We start from the raw sequence: 18,082 nt of genomic DNA, 5'->3' as shown, positions 1-18,082 counted from the left end.
GTAAAATCCCATTCAAACTAGTAGGAACAACATGAAATTTCATGAACGTATATAAATGAAATCATTATTCTTATAGCAGACAGTTAAAAGAGAATAATACAATAAATGAACTTGCACGTAAGTCGTTTTTAATATATAAAAGGAGTGATTTAAATGGCTAAAAAAGCACCTGATGTTGGGAATTATCAATATGGTTTCCACGACGAAGATGTTTCCATTTTTAGATCAGAACGCGGTTTGACAGAAAATATTGTCCGCGAAATTTCGAATATGAAAAGTGAACCTGAATGGATGCTTAATTATAGATTAAAATCATTAAAACAATTCTACAAAATGCCTATGCCTCAATGGGGTGGAGATTTATCAGAATTAAACTTTGATGATATCACTTATTATGTTAAACCATCAGAAAATACTGAACGCTCATGGGATGAAGTGCCTGAAGAAATTAAACGTACGTTTGATAAATTAGGTATTCCTGAAGCTGAGCAAAAATATCTTGCTGGTGTTTCAGCACAATATGAATCAGAAGTTGTTTATCACAACATGGAGAAAGAACTTGAAGACCAAGGTATCATCTTTAAAGATACAGACAGCGCTTTAAGAGAAAACGAAGATTTATTCAGACAGTATTTCTCAACAGTTGTACCTGCTGCAGATAATAAATTCTCAGCGTTAAACTCAGCTGTGTGGTCAGGTGGATCATTTATTTACGTTCCGAAAAACGTTAAATTAGATACACCTTTACAAGCTTATTTCCGTATTAATTCTGAAAACATGGGTCAATTTGAGCGTACTTTAATCATTGCTGATGAAGGCGCATCTGTAAACTATGTAGAAGGTTGTACAGCACCAGTTTACTCAACAAGCTCGTTACACTCAGCTGTTGTTGAAATCATTGTACACAAAGACGCGCATGTACGTTATACAACGATTCAAAACTGGGCGAACAACGTATATAACTTAGTTACAAAACGTACTTTAGTATACGAGAATGGTAATATGGAATGGGTTGATGGTAACTTAGGTTCTAAGTTAACTATGAAATATCCAAACTGTGTACTTTTAGGCGAGGGAGCTAAAGGCAGTACGTTATCTATCGCATTTGCTGGTAAAGGACAAGTACAAGATGCTGGGGCTAAAATGATTCACAAAGCGCCAAACACATCTTCTACAATTGTTTCTAAATCTATTTCTAAAGATGGCGGTAAAGTTGTTTATCGTGGTATCGTGCACTTTGGTCGTAAAGCAAAAGGCGCACGTTCAAACATCGAATGTGATACTTTAATTTTAGATAACGAGTCTACTTCAGATACTATTCCATATAATGAAGTATTTAATGACAATATTTCGTTAGAACACGAAGCAAAAGTATCTAAAGTTTCAGAAGAACAATTATTCTATTTAATGAGCCGTGGTATTTCAGAAGAAGAAGCGACTGAAATGATTGTAATGGGCTTCATTGAACCATTTACAAAAGAACTTCCAATGGAATACGCTGTTGAAATGAACCGTTTAATCAAATTCGAAATGGAAGGATCAATTGGCTAGTCTTAGCTGCTGATTCAACAATTTCTTACAAAATAAAAGCACGAGAGATACGAATTCAATATCATTTATTCTTTAAATGTTATCGAAGTTTGCGTATCATCTCGTGCTTTTTTATACATAACTTTAGTATTTATGCATAATTTTAAAAAATTAAAACCTTCCATATTGGAAAAGTAAAAATAAGTAGTGCTACCAGTGTTAATAAACACAGTAAGCTATTTACGATGCGGTCACCATTGATAGCTGAAATAATATTAATCATAATTAATATTATGATTATAAAAAATCCACTATAAAAATATAAGTTACCATTAAATACTTTGTTAAAAGATAATATTGGTATGAGATAGGCGACTAATGTAGCGAAAGCAGAAACTAAAGTCATATAATACTTAATAAAAAACACCCCTTTTAGTAAAGAAACAACTTTATGCGCTATCATAATTTCAAAATACAAGGGAAGTTTATAGCATTGGTATACACCAATCATACTATTTGTGACATATTTTCTTGAAAATAGAAGAAAGCAAAGGTATATTTCAAACTTTTCACCATTAATAGGGTGAGGGTTTGACGAATTTCAAGAAGGATAAGAAAACAAGTGCCCAGCCATATGAATTGGTTGGGCACTTGTGTTTATGTATAGCTAGTACCGTATTGGAGCGTACTGATATTTTCTCTTCGCAGGTCTGCACCTGTTCTGTACAAAACGATAATTGATAAGAGCAGTATCATTACTGTACAAATAATAATCCATTTTCCTAGTTTGCTAATATCAAAAAGGAGGCTGAAAATTATTATTAAGAATAATATACAGAAAAAGGCAAAAGCCGTATACATCATTAAATTTCCCATAAATAAAACATTCCTTGTAAAGTTAGCTTAAAAAACTCACTAATATAAGTGAGTTTGTGAAGAGTTTCCCGAATTTAGCGTACTTAAGTGTCACGCTTATCTTAATTCTAGCATAGCTATAAAATTCATAATATATATATGATAGGAAATAGTACTAAAGGATGATATTTACTAATTAACTTATTTAAAATTTAATTTAGTTAATTCATCACAATTAGATGATTCAAAATCCTAATCCTTTTGTAATGTTTATAAGTTTTGAAAGAAGGGAATCAAATTATAACTTATAAATTTTTTTATTATAAATTATACTAAAGGAGTAATGCATATATGATTATAGCTATAATCATACTTTTGTTTGCTTCATCTTTCTTTTCAGGCAGTGAAACCGCATTGACGGCAGCCAATAGGATGAAGATGCAAACACAAGCTCAAAAAGGCGATAAAAAGTCTAAAAAATTATCGCAATTATTAGTTAAACCAAGTGAATTTATTACCACTATTCTTATTGGTAATAATATAGCAAATATTGTTTTACCTACATTAATAACAATTTTAGCTGTTGATTTAGGAATTAGTGTTAGTATTGCAACAGCTGTGACAACAGTAACGATTATTGTAATATCTGAAGTCATTCCCAAATCGATTGCTGCTACATACCCTGATAGAATTTCACGTTTAGTTTATACACCGATTTCATTCTTTATTATTATATTTAAACCAATAACGTTAATCTTAAATAGTATGACTGATGCGATAAATAAGTTTCTTTCTAAAGGCAATGAAGACCAGCAACGATTTTCAAAAGAGGAAATCAGACAGATGGTTTCGATTGCAGGTAGTGAAGGTGCATTTAATGAAATGGAACGCAACCGTATACAAGGGGTTATGGATTTTGAAAAATTAAAAATTAAAGATATTGATACGACACCTAGAATAAATGTTACAGCGTTTTCATCAGATGTGTCTTACAAAGAGGCATATGATACAGTTGTTTCAAATCCCTATACCCGCTATCCAGTGTATGATGAAGATATAGATAATGTTATTGGTGTTTTCCATTCAAAATATTTATTAGCTTGGAGTCGTGAGACCGATAACAATATGACACAATATACTTCTGAAGCTTTATTTGTAAATGAGCATAATAAGGCTGAGTGGGTGCTAAGAAAAATGACTGTATCACGTAAACATTTGGCGATTGTATTAGACGAATACGGCGGTACAGAAGGTATTGTATCTTATGAAGATCTAATTGAAGAGATGTTAGGTATGGAGATAGAAGATGAAATGGATGAAGAAGAAAATGAAAAAATCGAAGAACAAATGAAAGCATACAACAAGAAATAACGTTTTAATAACACTTTTATACTCATTTTGTAGTTAAATATAAGTGTTGAAAAAGGGGTGTGCTATATGAAATTATCATCAAGAATTACTGAGGTTTTAGGTATTAGATTTCCGATTGTGCAAGCAGGCATGGCAGGTAACACAACGCCTGAATTAGTAGCAACTGTGAGTAATAGTGGAGGATTGGGAAGTATCGGTGCAGGTTATTTCACACCTGAGCGACTTGAAAAAGAAATTACCTATGTACAACAACTGACTGATTTACCTTATGCCGTTAATTTGTTTGTACCTAGTCAGAAATTATATATTCCAGATAAAGTAGAACATATGAATGCTTGGCTAAAACCATATCGGCGTGCGTTTAACATTGAAGAGCCAGTATTGAATATGGATGAAACACATCAATTTAATCATGCAATTGATGTTGTTATTGAAAAGGGCGTACCGGTGGTTACTTTTACTTTCGGTATTCCTGATCAAATAACCATTGCAAAATTAAAAGAAAGAGATATAACCATTGTGGGTACCGCAACCTCTGTAGATGAAGCAATCGCTAATGAAAGTGCAGGGGTAGATGCTATTATTGCACAAGGTAGTGAAGCAGGCGGTCATAGAGGTTCATTTACTGTTACTGGAAGTAACCAGACGCCATTAATTGGAACAATGTCACTCGTCCCTCAAATTGCTGATGCAATTGATATACCAATTATTGCGTCTGGCGGTATTATGGACGGTCGTGGACTAGTGGCAAGTATCGTTTTAGGTGCAGAAGCAATTCAAATGGGAACTGCATTTTTAACTACTGAAGAAAGTGGTGCATCATTACTATATAAAAATATGATACAGCAAAGTAAAGAAACAGATACTGTAATCACTAATGTATTTACTGGAAAGCCCGCTCGCGGTATTGACAATGATTTTATCCATAAAATGGATGAATATAACGATGACATACCGGACTATCCAATTCAAAACCAGTTAACGAGTGCGATTCGTAAAGAAGCAGCTCAAAAAGGGGATGCACAGTGGACACATTTATGGAGCGGTCAAAGTCCACGTCTTGCTCAAAATGTGTCCGCTACGTTGTTAATTCAACGTATAATTAATGAATCAAAAGCACTATTGAATAGTTAAATTGTTATATCAATAACATAGATGTCTTACGCTAAACGATTGCTCGTATCCTTATATTATGAGCAATCGTTTTTCTATAATATAGAGATGAGTAAATTAGGCTAAGTGTACTCTGTATATTATAGAAATCTCTTGTTTTTTAAAGTTATAGTAAATTAAATTTAATCAAGTGAATCCAATAAAACATATATGGTATCATTACATTGGTGATACTATGATAAATATTGGATTAACGGGTTGGGGCGATCATGTTTCATTATACGAAGACTTGCAACGAAAAGCAGATAAACTAGTGACATATGCAAGTCATTTCCCGATAGTAGAATTAGATGCTACTTATTATGCAATTCAACCTGAAAGAAATATAAGAAAATGGATAAGAGAAACACCTAAACGCTTTGAATTTGTCGTAAAGATACATCAAGCATTAACTTTGCATGCTGATTATCATGATTATGCAGAAACTAGGCAAATCCTATTTGATCAATTTAAAGCGATGCTAGAGCCATTAAAAGACGAAAATAAACTGGCTATGGTATTAGTACAATTTCCACCATGGTTTGATTGTACAGTTCAGAATATTACATATATACGCTATATTCGTGAGCAATTAAAAGCATTTCCTATGTGTGTAGAATTTCGTAATCGATCATGGTTTAATGATGCTTATAAAGAAGAAACATTAGCGTTTTTAACGCAGCAACAAATAATACATTCCGTGTGTGATGAACCACAAGCAGGTCAAGGTTCGATTCCGTTAGTTAATCGCATTACGCATGAAACTGCATTTGTTAGGTATCATGGGAGAAATGTTCACGGCTGGACTAAAAAAGATATGACGGATGAAGCATGGAGAGATGTAAGGTATTTATACGATTATAATGAACAAGAATTAAAAGATTTAGTAAGTAAAGTGAAAGTATTAGAACACAAAGCTAAAAACATTTACGTTGTTTTTAATAATAATTCTGGTGGCCATGCTGCTCAAAATGCAAAAACTTACCAAAAAATATTAGGCATTGATTATCAAGGGTTAGCACCGCAACAATTAAAATTATTCTAGGAGAGATTACATGTTAACAATTATATTATTGATTTTAATTGGAGGGTTATCAGCAATTTTAGGCTCTATTGTGGGTATCGGTGGCGGTATCATTATCGTGCCTACTTTGATATATCTTGGGGTAGAGAATAACCTGTTAGAAGGTATTACGCCTCAAATCGCTATAGGAACATCTTCCGTTATTTTAATAGTGACGGGTTTAACTTCAACTTTAGGTTATTTAAAAACAAAGCAAGTAGATGTGAAAAACGGATCAATATTTTTATTTGGCTTATTGCCTGGTTCTTTAATTGGAGCGTTACTAAGTCGCTATTTAACGTTAGAATCCTTTAATTTATATTTTGGTATATTCTTAATCATTGTATCCATCTTACTTATTATAAGAAATAAGATTAAACCATTTAAAATATTTGATAAACCCAAATATGAGCGTAGTTATGTCGATGGTACTGGTAAGAAATATCATTATAGTGTACCGCCGCTAGTAGCATTTATTGCGACACTATTTATTGGTACTTTAACTGGATTATTCGGCATTGGTGGCGGTGCATTAATGACACCATTAATGCTTATTGTATTTAGGTTCCCGCCTCATGTGGCAGTTGGTACAAGTATGATGATGATATTTTTCACAAGTATAATGAGTTCAGCAGGACACATTGTACAAGGGCATGTCGCGTGGTCATATGCTATCGTCCTAGTTATTGCGAGTTATTTTGGTGCTAAACTAGGCGTGAAAGTGAATCAATCCATAAAATCAGATACAGTAGTCTTTTTATTACGTACATTTATGTTAATTATGGGTATATATTTAATAATAAAATCATTCCTATAAAGTAAGAGGAGGGAAATTATAGATGAAACTAACGATTTATCATACAAATGATATACATAGTCATTTACATGAATATGCACGAATTTCAAAATATTTAGCCGAAGATAGACCGAAACTAGATCATCCCTCACTCTATTTAGATATTGGCGACCATGTTGACTTATCTGCGCCAGTTACTGAGGCAACGATGGGCACAAAAAATGTTGAACTGTTAAATAAAGCACAGTGTGATATTGCCACGATAGGAAATAATGAAGGTATGACAATTTCACATGAAGCTTTAAATACACTTTATGATGATGCGAACTTCGAAGTGACATGTGCCAATGTTTTTGATGAACAAGGACAATTACCAAATCATATATCAACATCTTTAATTAAAGTTATAGATGGTGTACGCATTTTATTTATTGCAGCTACTGCACCATTTACGCCTTTTTATAGAGCACTTGATTGGGTAGTAACGAATCCTTTAGAAGCAATAAAAGATGAAATTAGTGCTAATGAAGGGGAGTATGATTTATTAATTATTATGAGTCATGTCGGTGTTTTCTTCGATGAAAAGTTATGCCAAGAAATTCCTGAAATTGACCTTATTTTAGGTAGTCATACTCATCATTATTTTGAAAATGGTGAAATGAATAACGGTGTATTAATGGCAGCAGCAGGTAAATATGGCAATTTTTTAGGTGAAGTTACCCTTGAAATTGAAAACAAACAAGTTGTTAGAAAAGAAGCTACGATATATCCAGTTGAAACTTTGCCTGAAGTTGAAACAGATTTTGAAGCTGAAGGTAAGGCACTTTTAAGTGAACCTATTGTCGATCGACAAATCGAGCTGCCACGTAGAACAGATGTTATTACGCAAACGGCGCATATGCTTGCTGAAAGTATATTTGAATTTACGAATGCTGACTGTACGATTATCAATGCTGGATTAATCGTTAAAGGTGTCATTGCAGATCAAGTTACTGAATATGATATTCATCAGATGCTACCTCACCCAATTAATGCAGTAAGGATTAAATTAAGTGGACAAGAATTGAAAAACGTTATAATAAAAAGCCAGAAACAAGAATATATTCATGAGCATGCACAAGGTTTAGGCTTTAGAGGTAATATATTTGGTGGATATATATTATATAATTTAGGTTTTATAGAATCTGAATCACGTTACTTTATTAACGGCGAAGAAATTGATGATGAAGCGACTTACATTTTAGGGACAGTTGATATGTACACATTCGGTCGTTATTTCCCAATGTTAAAAGATGAGGCTATAGATTACTTAATGCCTGAGTTCTTAAGAGATATTTTCAAGGAAAAATTACTAGAATTTTAAAAATTAACAATATACGTTTTAATTTATTGAAAATTTCGTTATAATGATTACAGATTTCAAACTCAGGAGGATTGTGCGGATATGGCTACTAAAAATGAAGAAATTTTACGTAAACCAGATTGGCTGAAAATAAAGCTGAACACTAATGAGAACTACACTGGTCTGAAGAAAATGATGCGCGAAAAGAATTTGAATACAGTTTGTGAAGAAGCAAAGTGTCCCAATATACATGAATGTTGGGGAGAACGCCGTACTGCTACATTTATGATTTTAGGTGCAGTATGTACACGTGCTTGTCGTTTCTGTGCAGTTAAGACAGGATTACCTAACGAGTTAGATTTAGATGAGCCAGAACGTGTGGCTGAATCTGTTGAATTAATGAACTTAAAACATGTTGTTATAACAGCAGTAGCACGCGATGATTTAAGAGACGCTGGTTCAAATGTTTATGCTGAGACGGTACGTAAAGTGCGTGAACGTAATCCGTTTACTTCAATAGAAATATTGCCATCAGATATGGGTGGAGATTTTGAAGCGTTAGAAACATTAATGGCTTCAAAACCAGATATTTTAAACCACAATATCGAGACAGTCCGCCGATTAACGCCGACAGTTCGTGCAAGAGCAACGTATGATCGTACGTTAGAGTTCTTAAGACGCTCTAAAGAGTTACAACCCGATATTCCAACTAAATCAAGTTTAATGGTAGGTTTAGGTGAAACACATGAAGAAATCTATGAAACAATGGATGACTTACGAGCAAATGATGTTGATATCTTAACAATAGGTCAATATTTGCAACCTTCACGTAAACACTTAAAAGTTGAAAAATACTATACACCATTGGAATTTGGTAAATTAAGAAAAATTGCGATGGATAAAGGTTTCAAACATTGCCAAGCTGGTCCGCTTGTAAGAAGCTCATATCATGCAGATGAACAAGTGAATGCAGCTGCCAAAGAAAAACATCGTATTGGTGAAGAAAAATTGGGTACTGATACAAAGATTTAATAGTAAATAAGACTTAGTTCATTTGTTAAGTGTGCTTAATTTAGCTTCACTTTATGGGCTAAGTCTTTATTAGAAATATAAAGTATATATGCATAGCACCAGCCTGACTAAAGCAGTTGGACGTTCATTGAATGCATGGATAGTATACTTAGATTAGGTGAATGAAATGATAAAAGTGAATGAACACTACTTTGAAATCATAGAAGAGTATAGAGAATGTTTTGACGAGGAAACCTTCGCAAATCGTTATTCTGACATATTAGATAAGTATGATTACGTTGTAGGTGACTTTGGTTACGAACAATTAAGATTAAAAGGTTTTTATACTGATAAAAACAAAAAGGCAGAGTTGAGCAAACGTTTTTCGACAATACAAGATTATTTATTAGAATATTGTAATTTTGGTTGTCCATATTTTATCTTGAGACGTATTCCAGAACAAGAACTTAAAGCATATGTAGATGAAACTGAAGAGGTTGATCATGATTTTGAAGAAAATAAATTACAAGATGTAAAGATTAAGCCGAGTATTCAAGATACAGAAAAATAAATGTTGATTAATAAAAAGGGAACAGAACATAAAGCTCTCGTTTTAAAAAGAACTCATCCATTAAAATTTGTGGATGAGTTCTTTTGCTATATTTAAATATTACGATTTTGATTATGTAGGCATAGGCATATGTATTGTTCCTGTAGTATGTGACACGCGTTGTTTCCTAGGAGTCTCATATGCAAATGTGATATAAAATTAATGAAGCTTTCTAATAGTTAATAGCTATTGAATGACTTCATTTAAATATTCGGTGATTTCATTTCCTTCATCTTCATTAACACCAAGTATATATGAAATGTAACCTTCTTCTTCCAAATCATCTGTGCCGATAATCCCAAATTTATTTGTTTGCATATTTAATACGATAGTTTTACCAAAATGGCGATTGGTTTGGACTAACATCAAATCGTAACGACTATGTTCACCTACAAATCCGACAAATTGGACTTGAGCTGATTCGTCGTCGTCATATAGATACATATCAATCATTTTATAACACTCCTCTTAGTGTGTGACTTATAATATAATACAGTAGTTGATTCTATTTTCATGATTAAAAAGTCTTAATTCACAGTATAACGATAAATGAATTCGACTGCAAAGGTATGGTATGATTAGAATGATAGGGGTGACGATGATGTATTTTGTTAATAAAGAAAAATTGAATACAAAGTTAAATTATTTACAACAATTAATTACAGATTATCCTCAAAGTAAAGATAATCACTATGCGTTCGAACGTATTGCACAAATGTTTATAGAGTCAGCTGTAGATATCGGAAATATGGTTATTGATGGCTTTATATTAAGAGATCCAGGTAACTATAAAGATGTTATCGATATTTTAGAATTAGAAAAAGTGATTTCTAAAGATACACAAGTTCACATTAACAAAACGGTCGATGTAAGAAAACAATTCGTCCACTATTATGATGAGCTTGATACGGCTAGTCTTATACCACTTTTTGATGAGACGGTGCCTTATTATCAACAATTTATTGAAGAAGTCATACGTTTTCTAAAAAGTGAAGATGTGCCAGTTACAGCTTTTGGTAAAAAAGGAGAGTAAATATTAATGAAAAATTACAAAGCTTATCTTATTGATTTAGATGGCACGATGTATAAAGGTAATGAAACTATTGATGGTGCAACGCAATTTATAGAATATCTAAACCAACAACAAATTCCACATTTATACGTAACGAACAATTCTACGAAAGAACCAGAAGAAGTAGCTTCAAAATTACATACAATGGGTGTAGATGCAAAGGCAGACGAAGTAGTTACTTCCGCACTTGCAACTGCTGAATACATTTCAGAAGAATCTCCAGGTGCTACTGTTTATATGTTAGGTGGTAGCGGCCTTGAAAAAGCACTAACAAGTCACGGATTAATATTGAAAGACGATGAGTTTGTGGATTACGTAGTAATTGGATTAGATGAAGCAGTTACATATGAAAAATTGACTACTGCAACATTAGGCGTACGTAATGGTGCGAAATTTATATCAACAAATCAAGATGTGTCGATACCTAAAGAACGAGGCTTCTTACCAGGTAACGGTGCTATTACGAGTGTTGTAACAGTATCTACAGGTATTCAACCGACATTTATCGGTAAACCTGAACCTATTATTATGAAAAAAGCATTGGAAATTTTAGATTTAGAGCGTTCAGAAGTAGCTATGGTTGGAGATTTATATGATACGGATATTCTTTCAGGAATTAATGTGGACATTGATACGATACATGTACAAACAGGTGTCACAACTAAGGAACAAATCGTACTCAAAGAAATACCTCCGACTTATACGTTTAAAGATTTGAATGAAGTGATCAAAGAACTCAAAATGTAGGGGTGATTGTATGAATAAAATAGTCGTTAGTAGAAAAATACCTAAGTCATTTATAGAACAATTAGAAACACTTGCAGATGTAGAAGTTTGGAATGAATCTTATACACCAATGCCAAGAGATAAATTTTTGGCTTCTTTAAAAGATGCAACTGCTTGTCTTATAACTTTAAGTGAAAAAATTGACGAAGAAGTTATAGAAGCAGCACCTCATTTGAAAGTGATTGCAAATATGGCAGTTGGTTTCGATAATATAGATGTCCAACTAGTACAAAGTAAAGGGATTGTTGTTACGAATACGCCTGGCGTGTTAACTGAGACAACAGCAGAGCTAGGCTTCACTTTGATGCTGACCGTGGCAAGACGAATTGTTGAAGCGGAACAATACGTACAAAGAGGGGAATGGCAAAGTTGGGGGCCATATCTTTTGGCAGGTAAAGATTTATATAATGCTAAGGTAGGCATCTACGGCATGGGTGATATCGGAAAAGCCTTTGCGAGACGCTTGAAAGGATTCAATGCAAATATCATGTATCACAATAGGTCAAGACATAAAGATGCTGAAGAAGCATTAGGCGCTTTATACGTGCCTTTTGATACAATGCTTGAGCATAGTGATTTTATTATTTGTACAGCGCCACTTACTGAAGATACAAGAAATAAATTTGATACTGCTGCATTCAAAAAGATGAAAAATGATGCGATATTCATTAACATCGGCCGAGGTGCAGTTGTTGATGAGCAAGCACTTGTTAATGCTTTACAAGATGGAGAAATTGGTGCATGTGGTTTGGATGTCTTACGTCAAGAACCGATTGATATGACACATCCATTGTTATCAATGAAAAATGCAGTCATTTTACCACATATTGGTAGTGCATCTGTAGTAACGAGAAATCGCATGATTCAACTTTGTATAGATAATATACGCTTAGTGTTAAGTCATAAACAGGCTAAAACACCGATTTCATAAAATTAAATTACACCTTCTCAGAGAGAATGGGACATAAATATCCCATTCTCAAATTAAAAGCAGCAATCTATTAGTTTCTAATGGATTGCTGCTTTTCTATGTTAAAATATTCCGATTTTGAAAGTGCATGCTTGTCTGGGGTATGGGAGTGGGACAGAAATCTAATTTTTCTAATAAGATTTCGTCGTCTAATCCCGGCAAAGATGACTAGAAGTGAAACAAGCTTAATATTATGCGCGTTTTCACTTCAGTCATCTACTGCCAATATAGCAATAGAGTTGAGATATTATTTGTTTTACAGACTCATACTATTACCCTAGGCGTCAGCACTTTACAAAATCGGTACAATTATATAAATTCACACAAAAAAATAAGCCATTTTCGTATAATAAAGTTACTCTAACATAACTTTAAAACGAAGTGTCTTATGTATAAAAATTACAATATGACTCAGCTAACACTACCAATGGAAACTGAAACTTTGATCCCTAACAATGATATCGCACATGCAGTTAATCAAATTATTAAAACAATTCCAGAAACAGAATTCTACGAATTCAATCACTTAAATGGCGCATCCTCTTATCACCCTAAAATGATGTTAAAAATAATTCTTTATGCTTATACACAATCAATATTTTCTGGACGAAGAATTGAAGCTGCACTTTCAGATAGTGTTCGTATGATGTGGTTATCTCAAAATCAAAAACCATCATATAGAACAGTCAATCGTTTTAGAGTACATCCAATCATGGATAAATTATTAAAGTCCCTATTTGTTAACTTTAGAACCCAACTTATAGAACAAAAACTCATTGATAATGAGTCTATATTTCTGCTAATAAAGTCTTTGACTTTTTTAGCAGTTTTTTTGTGCCCAACTTTTCATGAAACTCACTTTGTTATATTAATATTTTTAAAAAAGTAATCCCACTCTTTTTTTATGCGTTATTCAATATAACATTTTTGTTATATATAAATTTGTTTATTCAATTGTCAATCTGTCGTAAAAAATGTATAATATATTAGTAAAATGTTAACGCAATGTAAATTGCTTTAATTAATAAAATTTTATTTATTACATAATTTAATTATAGTTTAGTCTGAAATGAAAAGAAGAGGTGACCAATGAGTAAAAAAATAGAACAAGATTCATTATTTAATAAGTTAAAACCTTGGCTCATAACGCTGCTTTATTTTGCTATTTTTATAGCGCTGTATCTCATATATGGTACCGGCGATACTCATAATAACTTTATTTATAATGAATTTTAATAGAGGAGAGAAGCATGAAAGATATTATACAATCACTAATTGAAAATGCCCAAAATCACCCTGATCATAAAGCAATTCAACATAATAATGAGAGTTTGACTTATCGTGAATTGAACCAATATTCAAATATACTGGCCGATATTATTAAAGATTCTAAGCGACCACTCATTTTATATGGTCACATGTCTCCATTTATGATTGTCGGTATGTTAGCAAGTATAAAAGCTGGTTGCGGTTATGTTCCAATCGATACATCTATACCTCATGAGCGTATTCAGTCCATTATTGAAAAAATAGAAGGGCAATTTATATTCAATACAACTGAAAATGATATAAATATAAAGGGAATTGATGTGCTAGAACAGAGTATGATGACAAGCGCATTAAACATGGAGCAATTTGATTCTAGAATGGTAGGAGAGAATATTGCTTATACAATATTCACATCTGGCTCTACAGGAGAACCTAAAGGAGTTCAAATAAGCTATGAAAGTTTGAATCAATTCACTAAATGGATGGTTGACCTTAATAAATTAGGTCATAAGCAACAATGGTTAAATCAGGCACCATTTTCATTTGATTTATCAGTGATGGCAGTTTATCCATGTATCGCAACTGCAGGTACATTAAATTTAGTAGATAAAACGATGATTAATAAACCTAAACTATTAAATCAAATGCTGGAGCATTCAAAAATAAATATATGGGTTTCCACACCATCCTTTATGGAGATGTGTTTAATGCTACCCAATTTATCTGAGACAACATACACGAGTTTAAAAGAATTTTTCTTTTGTGGTGAAATTTTGGCACATAGAACTGCTCAAATGTTATTACAGCGTTTTCCATCTGCTTATATATACAACACATATGGTCCTACAGAAGCAACTGTAGCTGTTACGAGTATATTGATTACTGAAGCGGTAATTGAGCGATATAATCCTTTACCGGTGGGTGTTCCAAGACCAGGTACATCTTTATCACTGACAGATAAAGGTGAGCTTGTTATTTCTGGAAAGTGTGTAAGCGCGGGATACGTCAAAGATGAGGTTCGTTCTAATGAAGTGTTTAAAATAAATAATAATAAAAAGTACTATTATACAGGTGACAAAGCGGAAATAAGAGATGACCAATGGTTTATCAATGGTCGTATAGATTTTCAAATTAAATTAAATGGTTACAGAATGGAATTAGAAGAAATAGAATTTCAATTAGGCCAAATAGCATGTATCAAGGAAGCTATAGTAGTGCCAATATACAAAGGAAATAAAGTTATACATTTAAATGCTGTAATCGTAGTAAATGAAGCTGACCGTGTGGAAAATGAACAAGAAGCAATTCATAACATCAAATATGAATTAAAACAACGGATACCAGAATATATGATTCCAAGGAAAGTTATATTCCAAGATAAATTGCCTTTAACAGTAAATGGTAAATTAGATCGTAAAAAGATTGCTGAGGATGTAATGTAATGATTCCATATGGCACATTTACGTTTTTTCTCATAGCAACTATAGTATTAATACCCGTCATTATTCTTGGTCTTATGGGTAAAAGAAGCCGCATATATAATGGTGTGAGTACTGTAATAATGATTGTACTTATTTTCTCATCTGAAAAACACAATTTATTTGGACAGGATTATTTAAGTGTTCAAGTTATAAATTTTTTGCTCTATACGATTTGGCAAGTTTTAATTATTGTGTATTATTGGAAATCTCGAGCTAAAAATAATACATTCAGTAAATTTTTTATGGTCATCACATTATCTATATTACCGTTAATTATTGTGAAAGTGATACAAAGTTCTTGGTTTGGAGCTGCACAGCTGAAACTTCATGAAAATAAAGTCATAGAATTTATAGGATTTTTAGGTATTTCATATGTAACTTTTAAAAGTGTTCAATTATTGATGGAAATACGCGATGGCTCAATTAAAGAAATAAAAAGTTGGAAAGTCATACAATTTATTTCATTCTTTCCAACCATTTCATCTGGACCAATCGATCGTTATAAACGATTTGTAAAAGATGATAATAAAATACCTAATGGAGAACATTATCGTGAACTATTAGTTAAAGCAATTCATTTTATAATGCTTGGATTTTTGTATAAATATATTATTGCGTACTTAATCCAAATGTATGCAATCAATCCACTCATGTTAGATTTTACGAGCTTTACTGCAAAATGGCTGTATATGTATGCCTATAGTTTATATTTATTTTTTGATTTTGCAGGTTATTCGTTGTTTGCCATTGCATTTAGTTATTTGTATGGCATACAAACTCCTCAAAACTTTAAGCAACCTTTTAAAGCTAAAAATATTAAAGAGTTTTGGAATAGATGGCATATGTCATTATCGTTTTGGTTCAGAGATTGTATATATATGAGATCATTATTCTTTATGTCAAAGAAAAAATTATTGAAAAGTCAATTTGCGATGTCCAATATTGCATTTTCACTTAACTTTTTAATCATGGGTGTGTGGCATGGTATTGAAATCCATTATATTTTATATGGTTTATATCATGCGGTACTTTTTATTGGCTACGGTTATTATGAAAAGTGGAGAAAAAATCATCCGCCACGATGGCAAAATCTATTTACAACAATGTTAAGTATCATTATCACATTTCATTTTGTAACGTTTGGTTTTCTGATATTTTCTGGAAAACTGTTTTAAAAATAGGAGGAATTTTTATGGAATTTAGAAAACAAGTTTTAGATTTATTAGAAGAAGTAGCTGAAAATAGTATCTTTAAAGAAAATCCAGATGTTGAATTATTTGAAGAAGGTATAATAGACTCTTTTCAAACAGTGGGACTTTTACTAGAAATACAAAACAAATTAGATATAGAGGTTTCAATCATGGATTTTGATAGAGACGAATGGGAAACACCAAATAAAATAGTAGCGGTTTTAGAAGAATTAAGATGAAACTAAAACCATTTATACCAATCATCGCAAGTCTTATATTGTTTGGAATTTTCTTAGCTATACCAGTAAGTTGGTTTACAGGTTTAATTAATTCAAAAACTTTAGAAACACAACGTATATCGTTATCAGATCAAGTGTTAAAAGGAACATTAATTCAAGATAAGATGTATGAATCTGATGCATATTATCCAATTTATGGTTCGAGTGAACTTGAAAAAGATGATCCTTTTAACCCAGCTTTATTAATAAACAATGATAAAAATATTCCTGAGAAACCATTTTTAATTGGAACAGGTGGTTCAACAGATTTAGTCAATGCAGTAGAAATTGGTTCGCAATATGATAATCTTAAAGGTAAAAAAATAGCGTTTATTGTATCACCGCAATGGTTTACTAATAATGGTTTAACATCTGAAAATTTTAAAGCACATATTGCTAAAGGACAGTTAAACCAACTGTTTAAACAAAATAAGTTAAGCCCTGAACTTAAACAACGTTTTGCTAAAAGACTATTACAGTTTAAAGATGCTGAAAATAAGGCGTATTTGAAAAAAGTAGCGCAACAACCTCAAAATGTTAAGGATACTTATATTTCATCTTTCACAGATAATCAATTGAAAAAAATTGAATTAATAAAAGCGATGTTTCCGTTAACTTCTTCTCCATTATCGCAAGTTAAACCTGTAACTCAAGAAGGTCAGTCATGGGAGGATATTCAAAAGCAAGCAGAAAAATATGGTGAAGCACGAACGAAATCAAATGAGTTTGGTATTAGAGATGAATATTGGGATTTAATAAAAAGTCATAAACGTAAAATAAATAGAGATTATGAGTTTAATATTAACTCTCCAGAGTTTAATGATTTAGCATTGTTAGTAGACACACTAAACGAAGCTGGGGCTGATGTTGAATATATAATCTTACCATCTAATGGTAAGTGGTATGATTATATTGGTATTGATAAACAGAGAAGACAAGGTATCTATAAAAAAATTAATCAAACAATTGTAGAGCATGGTGGGGACGTTTATGATATGTCAGATAAAGATTATGAACCATACGTTGTAAGTGATGCAGTACATATTGGCTGGAAAGGCTGGGTGTATATAAGCGAAAGAATTAATCAACACTTACAAGAATAATTTAGCATTTTACTAACAAGTTTCAGAGTCTATTGTTAAATCAATCAAGTTGTTGTCTGAATTGAAAATGTGAAAGTTTCAACGCTTCTATTCTTTTTTATAGTTAAAATTATGGATTAAATCTGGAACATAAGCTTCTTAGATAACTGAAAAATGATGGTTTCTATGTGAAATAAAATAGAAGCCATCATTTTTATGTTTTA

17 protein-coding genes and 1 pseudogene are annotated in these 18,082 nt (G+C 32.3%); 17 read left to right on the top strand and 1 reads right to left on the bottom strand.

Features of this window, described 5'->3' with window-relative positions; all coding sequences use genetic code 11:
* Positions 1 to 153 precede the first annotated feature (153 nt).
* The 8 genes from sufB (at position 154) to PYW44_RS09515 (ending at position 9,691) form a co-directional block, all read left to right on the top strand.
* On the top strand, positions 154 to 1,551 hold the full coding sequence (gene sufB, locus PYW44_RS09550; protein WP_021339848.1) for a Fe-S cluster assembly protein SufB: 1,398 nt from the start codon (positions 154 to 156) through the stop codon (positions 1,549 to 1,551).
* Positions 1,552 to 2,736: 1,185 nt separating this feature from the next.
* Complete coding sequence (locus PYW44_RS09545; RefSeq protein WP_002508172.1) at positions 2,737 to 3,756, top strand: hemolysin family protein; 1,020 nt, start codon at positions 2,737 to 2,739, stop codon at positions 3,754 to 3,756.
* A gap of 66 nt (positions 3,757 to 3,822) precedes the next feature.
* Complete coding sequence (locus PYW44_RS09540) at positions 3,823 to 4,890, top strand: NAD(P)H-dependent flavin oxidoreductase (RefSeq protein WP_021339847.1); 1,068 nt, start codon at positions 3,823 to 3,825, stop codon at positions 4,888 to 4,890.
* Positions 4,891 to 5,104: 214 nt separating this feature from the next.
* Positions 5,105 to 5,953 carry a DUF72 domain-containing protein gene (locus PYW44_RS09535; protein ID WP_021339846.1) on the top strand — a complete coding sequence of 283 codons (849 nt, stop codon included), beginning with the start codon at positions 5,105 to 5,107 and terminating at the stop codon, positions 5,951 to 5,953.
* 10 nt (positions 5,954 to 5,963) lie between these two features.
* The gene (locus PYW44_RS09530) at positions 5,964 to 6,788 is read left to right on the top strand and encodes a sulfite exporter TauE/SafE family protein (protein WP_021339845.1); all 825 of its coding nucleotides are present in this window, start codon (positions 5,964 to 5,966) and stop codon (positions 6,786 to 6,788) included.
* 22 nt (positions 6,789 to 6,810) lie between these two features.
* On the top strand, positions 6,811 to 8,130 hold the full coding sequence (locus PYW44_RS09525; RefSeq protein ID WP_021339844.1) for a bifunctional metallophosphatase/5'-nucleotidase: 1,320 nt from the start codon (positions 6,811 to 6,813) through the stop codon (positions 8,128 to 8,130).
* Positions 8,131 to 8,211: 81 nt separating this feature from the next.
* Complete coding sequence (gene lipA / locus PYW44_RS09520; protein WP_002508167.1) at positions 8,212 to 9,141, top strand: lipoyl synthase; 930 nt, start codon at positions 8,212 to 8,214, stop codon at positions 9,139 to 9,141.
* A 166-nt stretch (positions 9,142 to 9,307) separates the two neighbouring features.
* Positions 9,308 to 9,691: a YutD family protein gene (locus PYW44_RS09515; protein WP_002508166.1), complete on the top strand. Its 384-nt coding sequence runs from the start codon at positions 9,308 to 9,310 to the stop codon at positions 9,689 to 9,691.
* A 225-nt stretch (positions 9,692 to 9,916) separates the two neighbouring features.
* Here the strand turns inward: PYW44_RS09515 and PYW44_RS09510 are convergent, their stop codons facing one another.
* Positions 9,917 to 10,183, bottom strand: coding sequence for a DUF3055 domain-containing protein (locus PYW44_RS09510; protein ID WP_002508165.1), 267 nt, complete (start codon positions 10,181 to 10,183; stop codon positions 9,917 to 9,919).
* Between the two features lie 148 nt (positions 10,184 to 10,331).
* On the opposite strand from PYW44_RS09510, the gene PYW44_RS09505 reads away from it, so the two are divergent.
* From PYW44_RS09505 to dltD, 9 genes and pseudogenes are all read left to right on the top strand, one after another.
* Positions 10,332 to 10,763, top strand: coding sequence for a DUF86 domain-containing protein (locus tag PYW44_RS09505; RefSeq protein ID WP_002512214.1), 432 nt, complete (start codon positions 10,332 to 10,334; stop codon positions 10,761 to 10,763).
* Between the two features lie 6 nt (positions 10,764 to 10,769).
* Positions 10,770 to 11,549 carry a TIGR01457 family HAD-type hydrolase gene (locus tag PYW44_RS09500; protein WP_002508163.1) on the top strand — a complete coding sequence of 260 codons (780 nt, stop codon included), beginning with the start codon at positions 10,770 to 10,772 and terminating at the stop codon, positions 11,547 to 11,549.
* Between the two features lie 10 nt (positions 11,550 to 11,559).
* Positions 11,560 to 12,519, top strand: a complete 960-nt coding sequence (locus PYW44_RS09495) for a 2-hydroxyacid dehydrogenase (RefSeq protein WP_069828082.1) — start codon at positions 11,560 to 11,562, stop codon at positions 12,517 to 12,519.
* Between the two features lie 427 nt (positions 12,520 to 12,946).
* Positions 12,947 to 13,357, top strand: a pseudogene (locus PYW44_RS09490) (transposase); the annotation flags it as partial.
* A gap of 290 nt (positions 13,358 to 13,647) precedes the next feature.
* The gene (locus tag PYW44_RS09485) at positions 13,648 to 13,794 is read left to right on the top strand and encodes a teichoic acid D-Ala incorporation-associated protein DltX (protein ID WP_002508161.1); all 147 of its coding nucleotides are present in this window, start codon (positions 13,648 to 13,650) and stop codon (positions 13,792 to 13,794) included.
* 14 nt (positions 13,795 to 13,808) lie between these two features.
* Positions 13,809 to 15,269: a D-alanine--poly(phosphoribitol) ligase subunit DltA gene (gene dltA / locus PYW44_RS09480; RefSeq protein WP_065367364.1), complete on the top strand. Its 1,461-nt coding sequence runs from the start codon at positions 13,809 to 13,811 to the stop codon at positions 15,267 to 15,269.
* On the top strand, positions 15,269 to 16,483 hold the full coding sequence (dltB, locus tag PYW44_RS09475; RefSeq protein ID WP_115076021.1) for a D-alanyl-lipoteichoic acid biosynthesis protein DltB: 1,215 nt from the start codon (positions 15,269 to 15,271) through the stop codon (positions 16,481 to 16,483). The genes dltA and dltB overlap by 1 nt, the downstream gene beginning before the upstream one ends.
* A gap of 17 nt (positions 16,484 to 16,500) precedes the next feature.
* Positions 16,501 to 16,737, top strand: a complete 237-nt coding sequence (dltC, locus tag PYW44_RS09470) for a D-alanine--poly(phosphoribitol) ligase subunit 2 (RefSeq protein ID WP_115076020.1) — start codon at positions 16,501 to 16,503, stop codon at positions 16,735 to 16,737.
* Positions 16,734 to 17,879, top strand: coding sequence for a D-alanyl-lipoteichoic acid biosynthesis protein DltD (gene dltD / locus PYW44_RS09465; protein WP_115076019.1), 1,146 nt, complete (start codon positions 16,734 to 16,736; stop codon positions 17,877 to 17,879). The genes dltC and dltD overlap by 4 nt, the downstream gene beginning before the upstream one ends.
* The last annotated feature ends 203 nt before the right edge of the window (positions 17,880 to 18,082 follow it).

The organism is Staphylococcus equorum (genome assembly GCF_029024965.1).
GTDB lineage: Bacteria > Bacillota > Bacilli > Staphylococcales > Staphylococcaceae > Staphylococcus > Staphylococcus equorum.
This window is presented reverse-complemented; position numbering and strand designations above follow the sequence as displayed.

Coding starts and splice junctions, on each gene's coding strand:
- sufB (WP_021339848.1), top strand. CDS start 154: ATGGCTAAAAAAGCACCTGATGTTGGGAATTATCAATATGGTTTCCAC.
- PYW44_RS09545 (WP_002508172.1), top strand. CDS start 2,737: ATGATTATAGCTATAATCATACTTTTGTTTGCTTCATCTTTCTTTTCA.
- PYW44_RS09540 (WP_021339847.1), top strand. CDS start 3,823: ATGAAATTATCATCAAGAATTACTGAGGTTTTAGGTATTAGATTTCCG.
- PYW44_RS09535 (WP_021339846.1), top strand. CDS start 5,105: ATGATAAATATTGGATTAACGGGTTGGGGCGATCATGTTTCATTATAC.
- PYW44_RS09530 (WP_021339845.1), top strand. CDS start 5,964: ATGTTAACAATTATATTATTGATTTTAATTGGAGGGTTATCAGCAATT.
- PYW44_RS09525 (WP_021339844.1), top strand. CDS start 6,811: ATGAAACTAACGATTTATCATACAAATGATATACATAGTCATTTACAT.
- lipA (WP_002508167.1), top strand. CDS start 8,212: ATGGCTACTAAAAATGAAGAAATTTTACGTAAACCAGATTGGCTGAAA.
- PYW44_RS09515 (WP_002508166.1), top strand. CDS start 9,308: ATGATAAAAGTGAATGAACACTACTTTGAAATCATAGAAGAGTATAGA.
- PYW44_RS09510 (WP_002508165.1), bottom strand. CDS start 10,183: ATGATTGATATGTATCTATATGACGACGACGAATCAGCTCAAGTCCAA.
- PYW44_RS09505 (WP_002512214.1), top strand. CDS start 10,332: ATGTATTTTGTTAATAAAGAAAAATTGAATACAAAGTTAAATTATTTA.
- PYW44_RS09500 (WP_002508163.1), top strand. CDS start 10,770: ATGAAAAATTACAAAGCTTATCTTATTGATTTAGATGGCACGATGTAT.
- PYW44_RS09495 (WP_069828082.1), top strand. CDS start 11,560: ATGAATAAAATAGTCGTTAGTAGAAAAATACCTAAGTCATTTATAGAA.
- PYW44_RS09485 (WP_002508161.1), top strand. CDS start 13,648: ATGAGTAAAAAAATAGAACAAGATTCATTATTTAATAAGTTAAAACCT.
- dltA (WP_065367364.1), top strand. CDS start 13,809: ATGAAAGATATTATACAATCACTAATTGAAAATGCCCAAAATCACCCT.
- dltB (WP_115076021.1), top strand. CDS start 15,269: ATGATTCCATATGGCACATTTACGTTTTTTCTCATAGCAACTATAGTA.
- dltC (WP_115076020.1), top strand. CDS start 16,501: ATGGAATTTAGAAAACAAGTTTTAGATTTATTAGAAGAAGTAGCTGAA.
- dltD (WP_115076019.1), top strand. CDS start 16,734: ATGAAACTAAAACCATTTATACCAATCATCGCAAGTCTTATATTGTTT.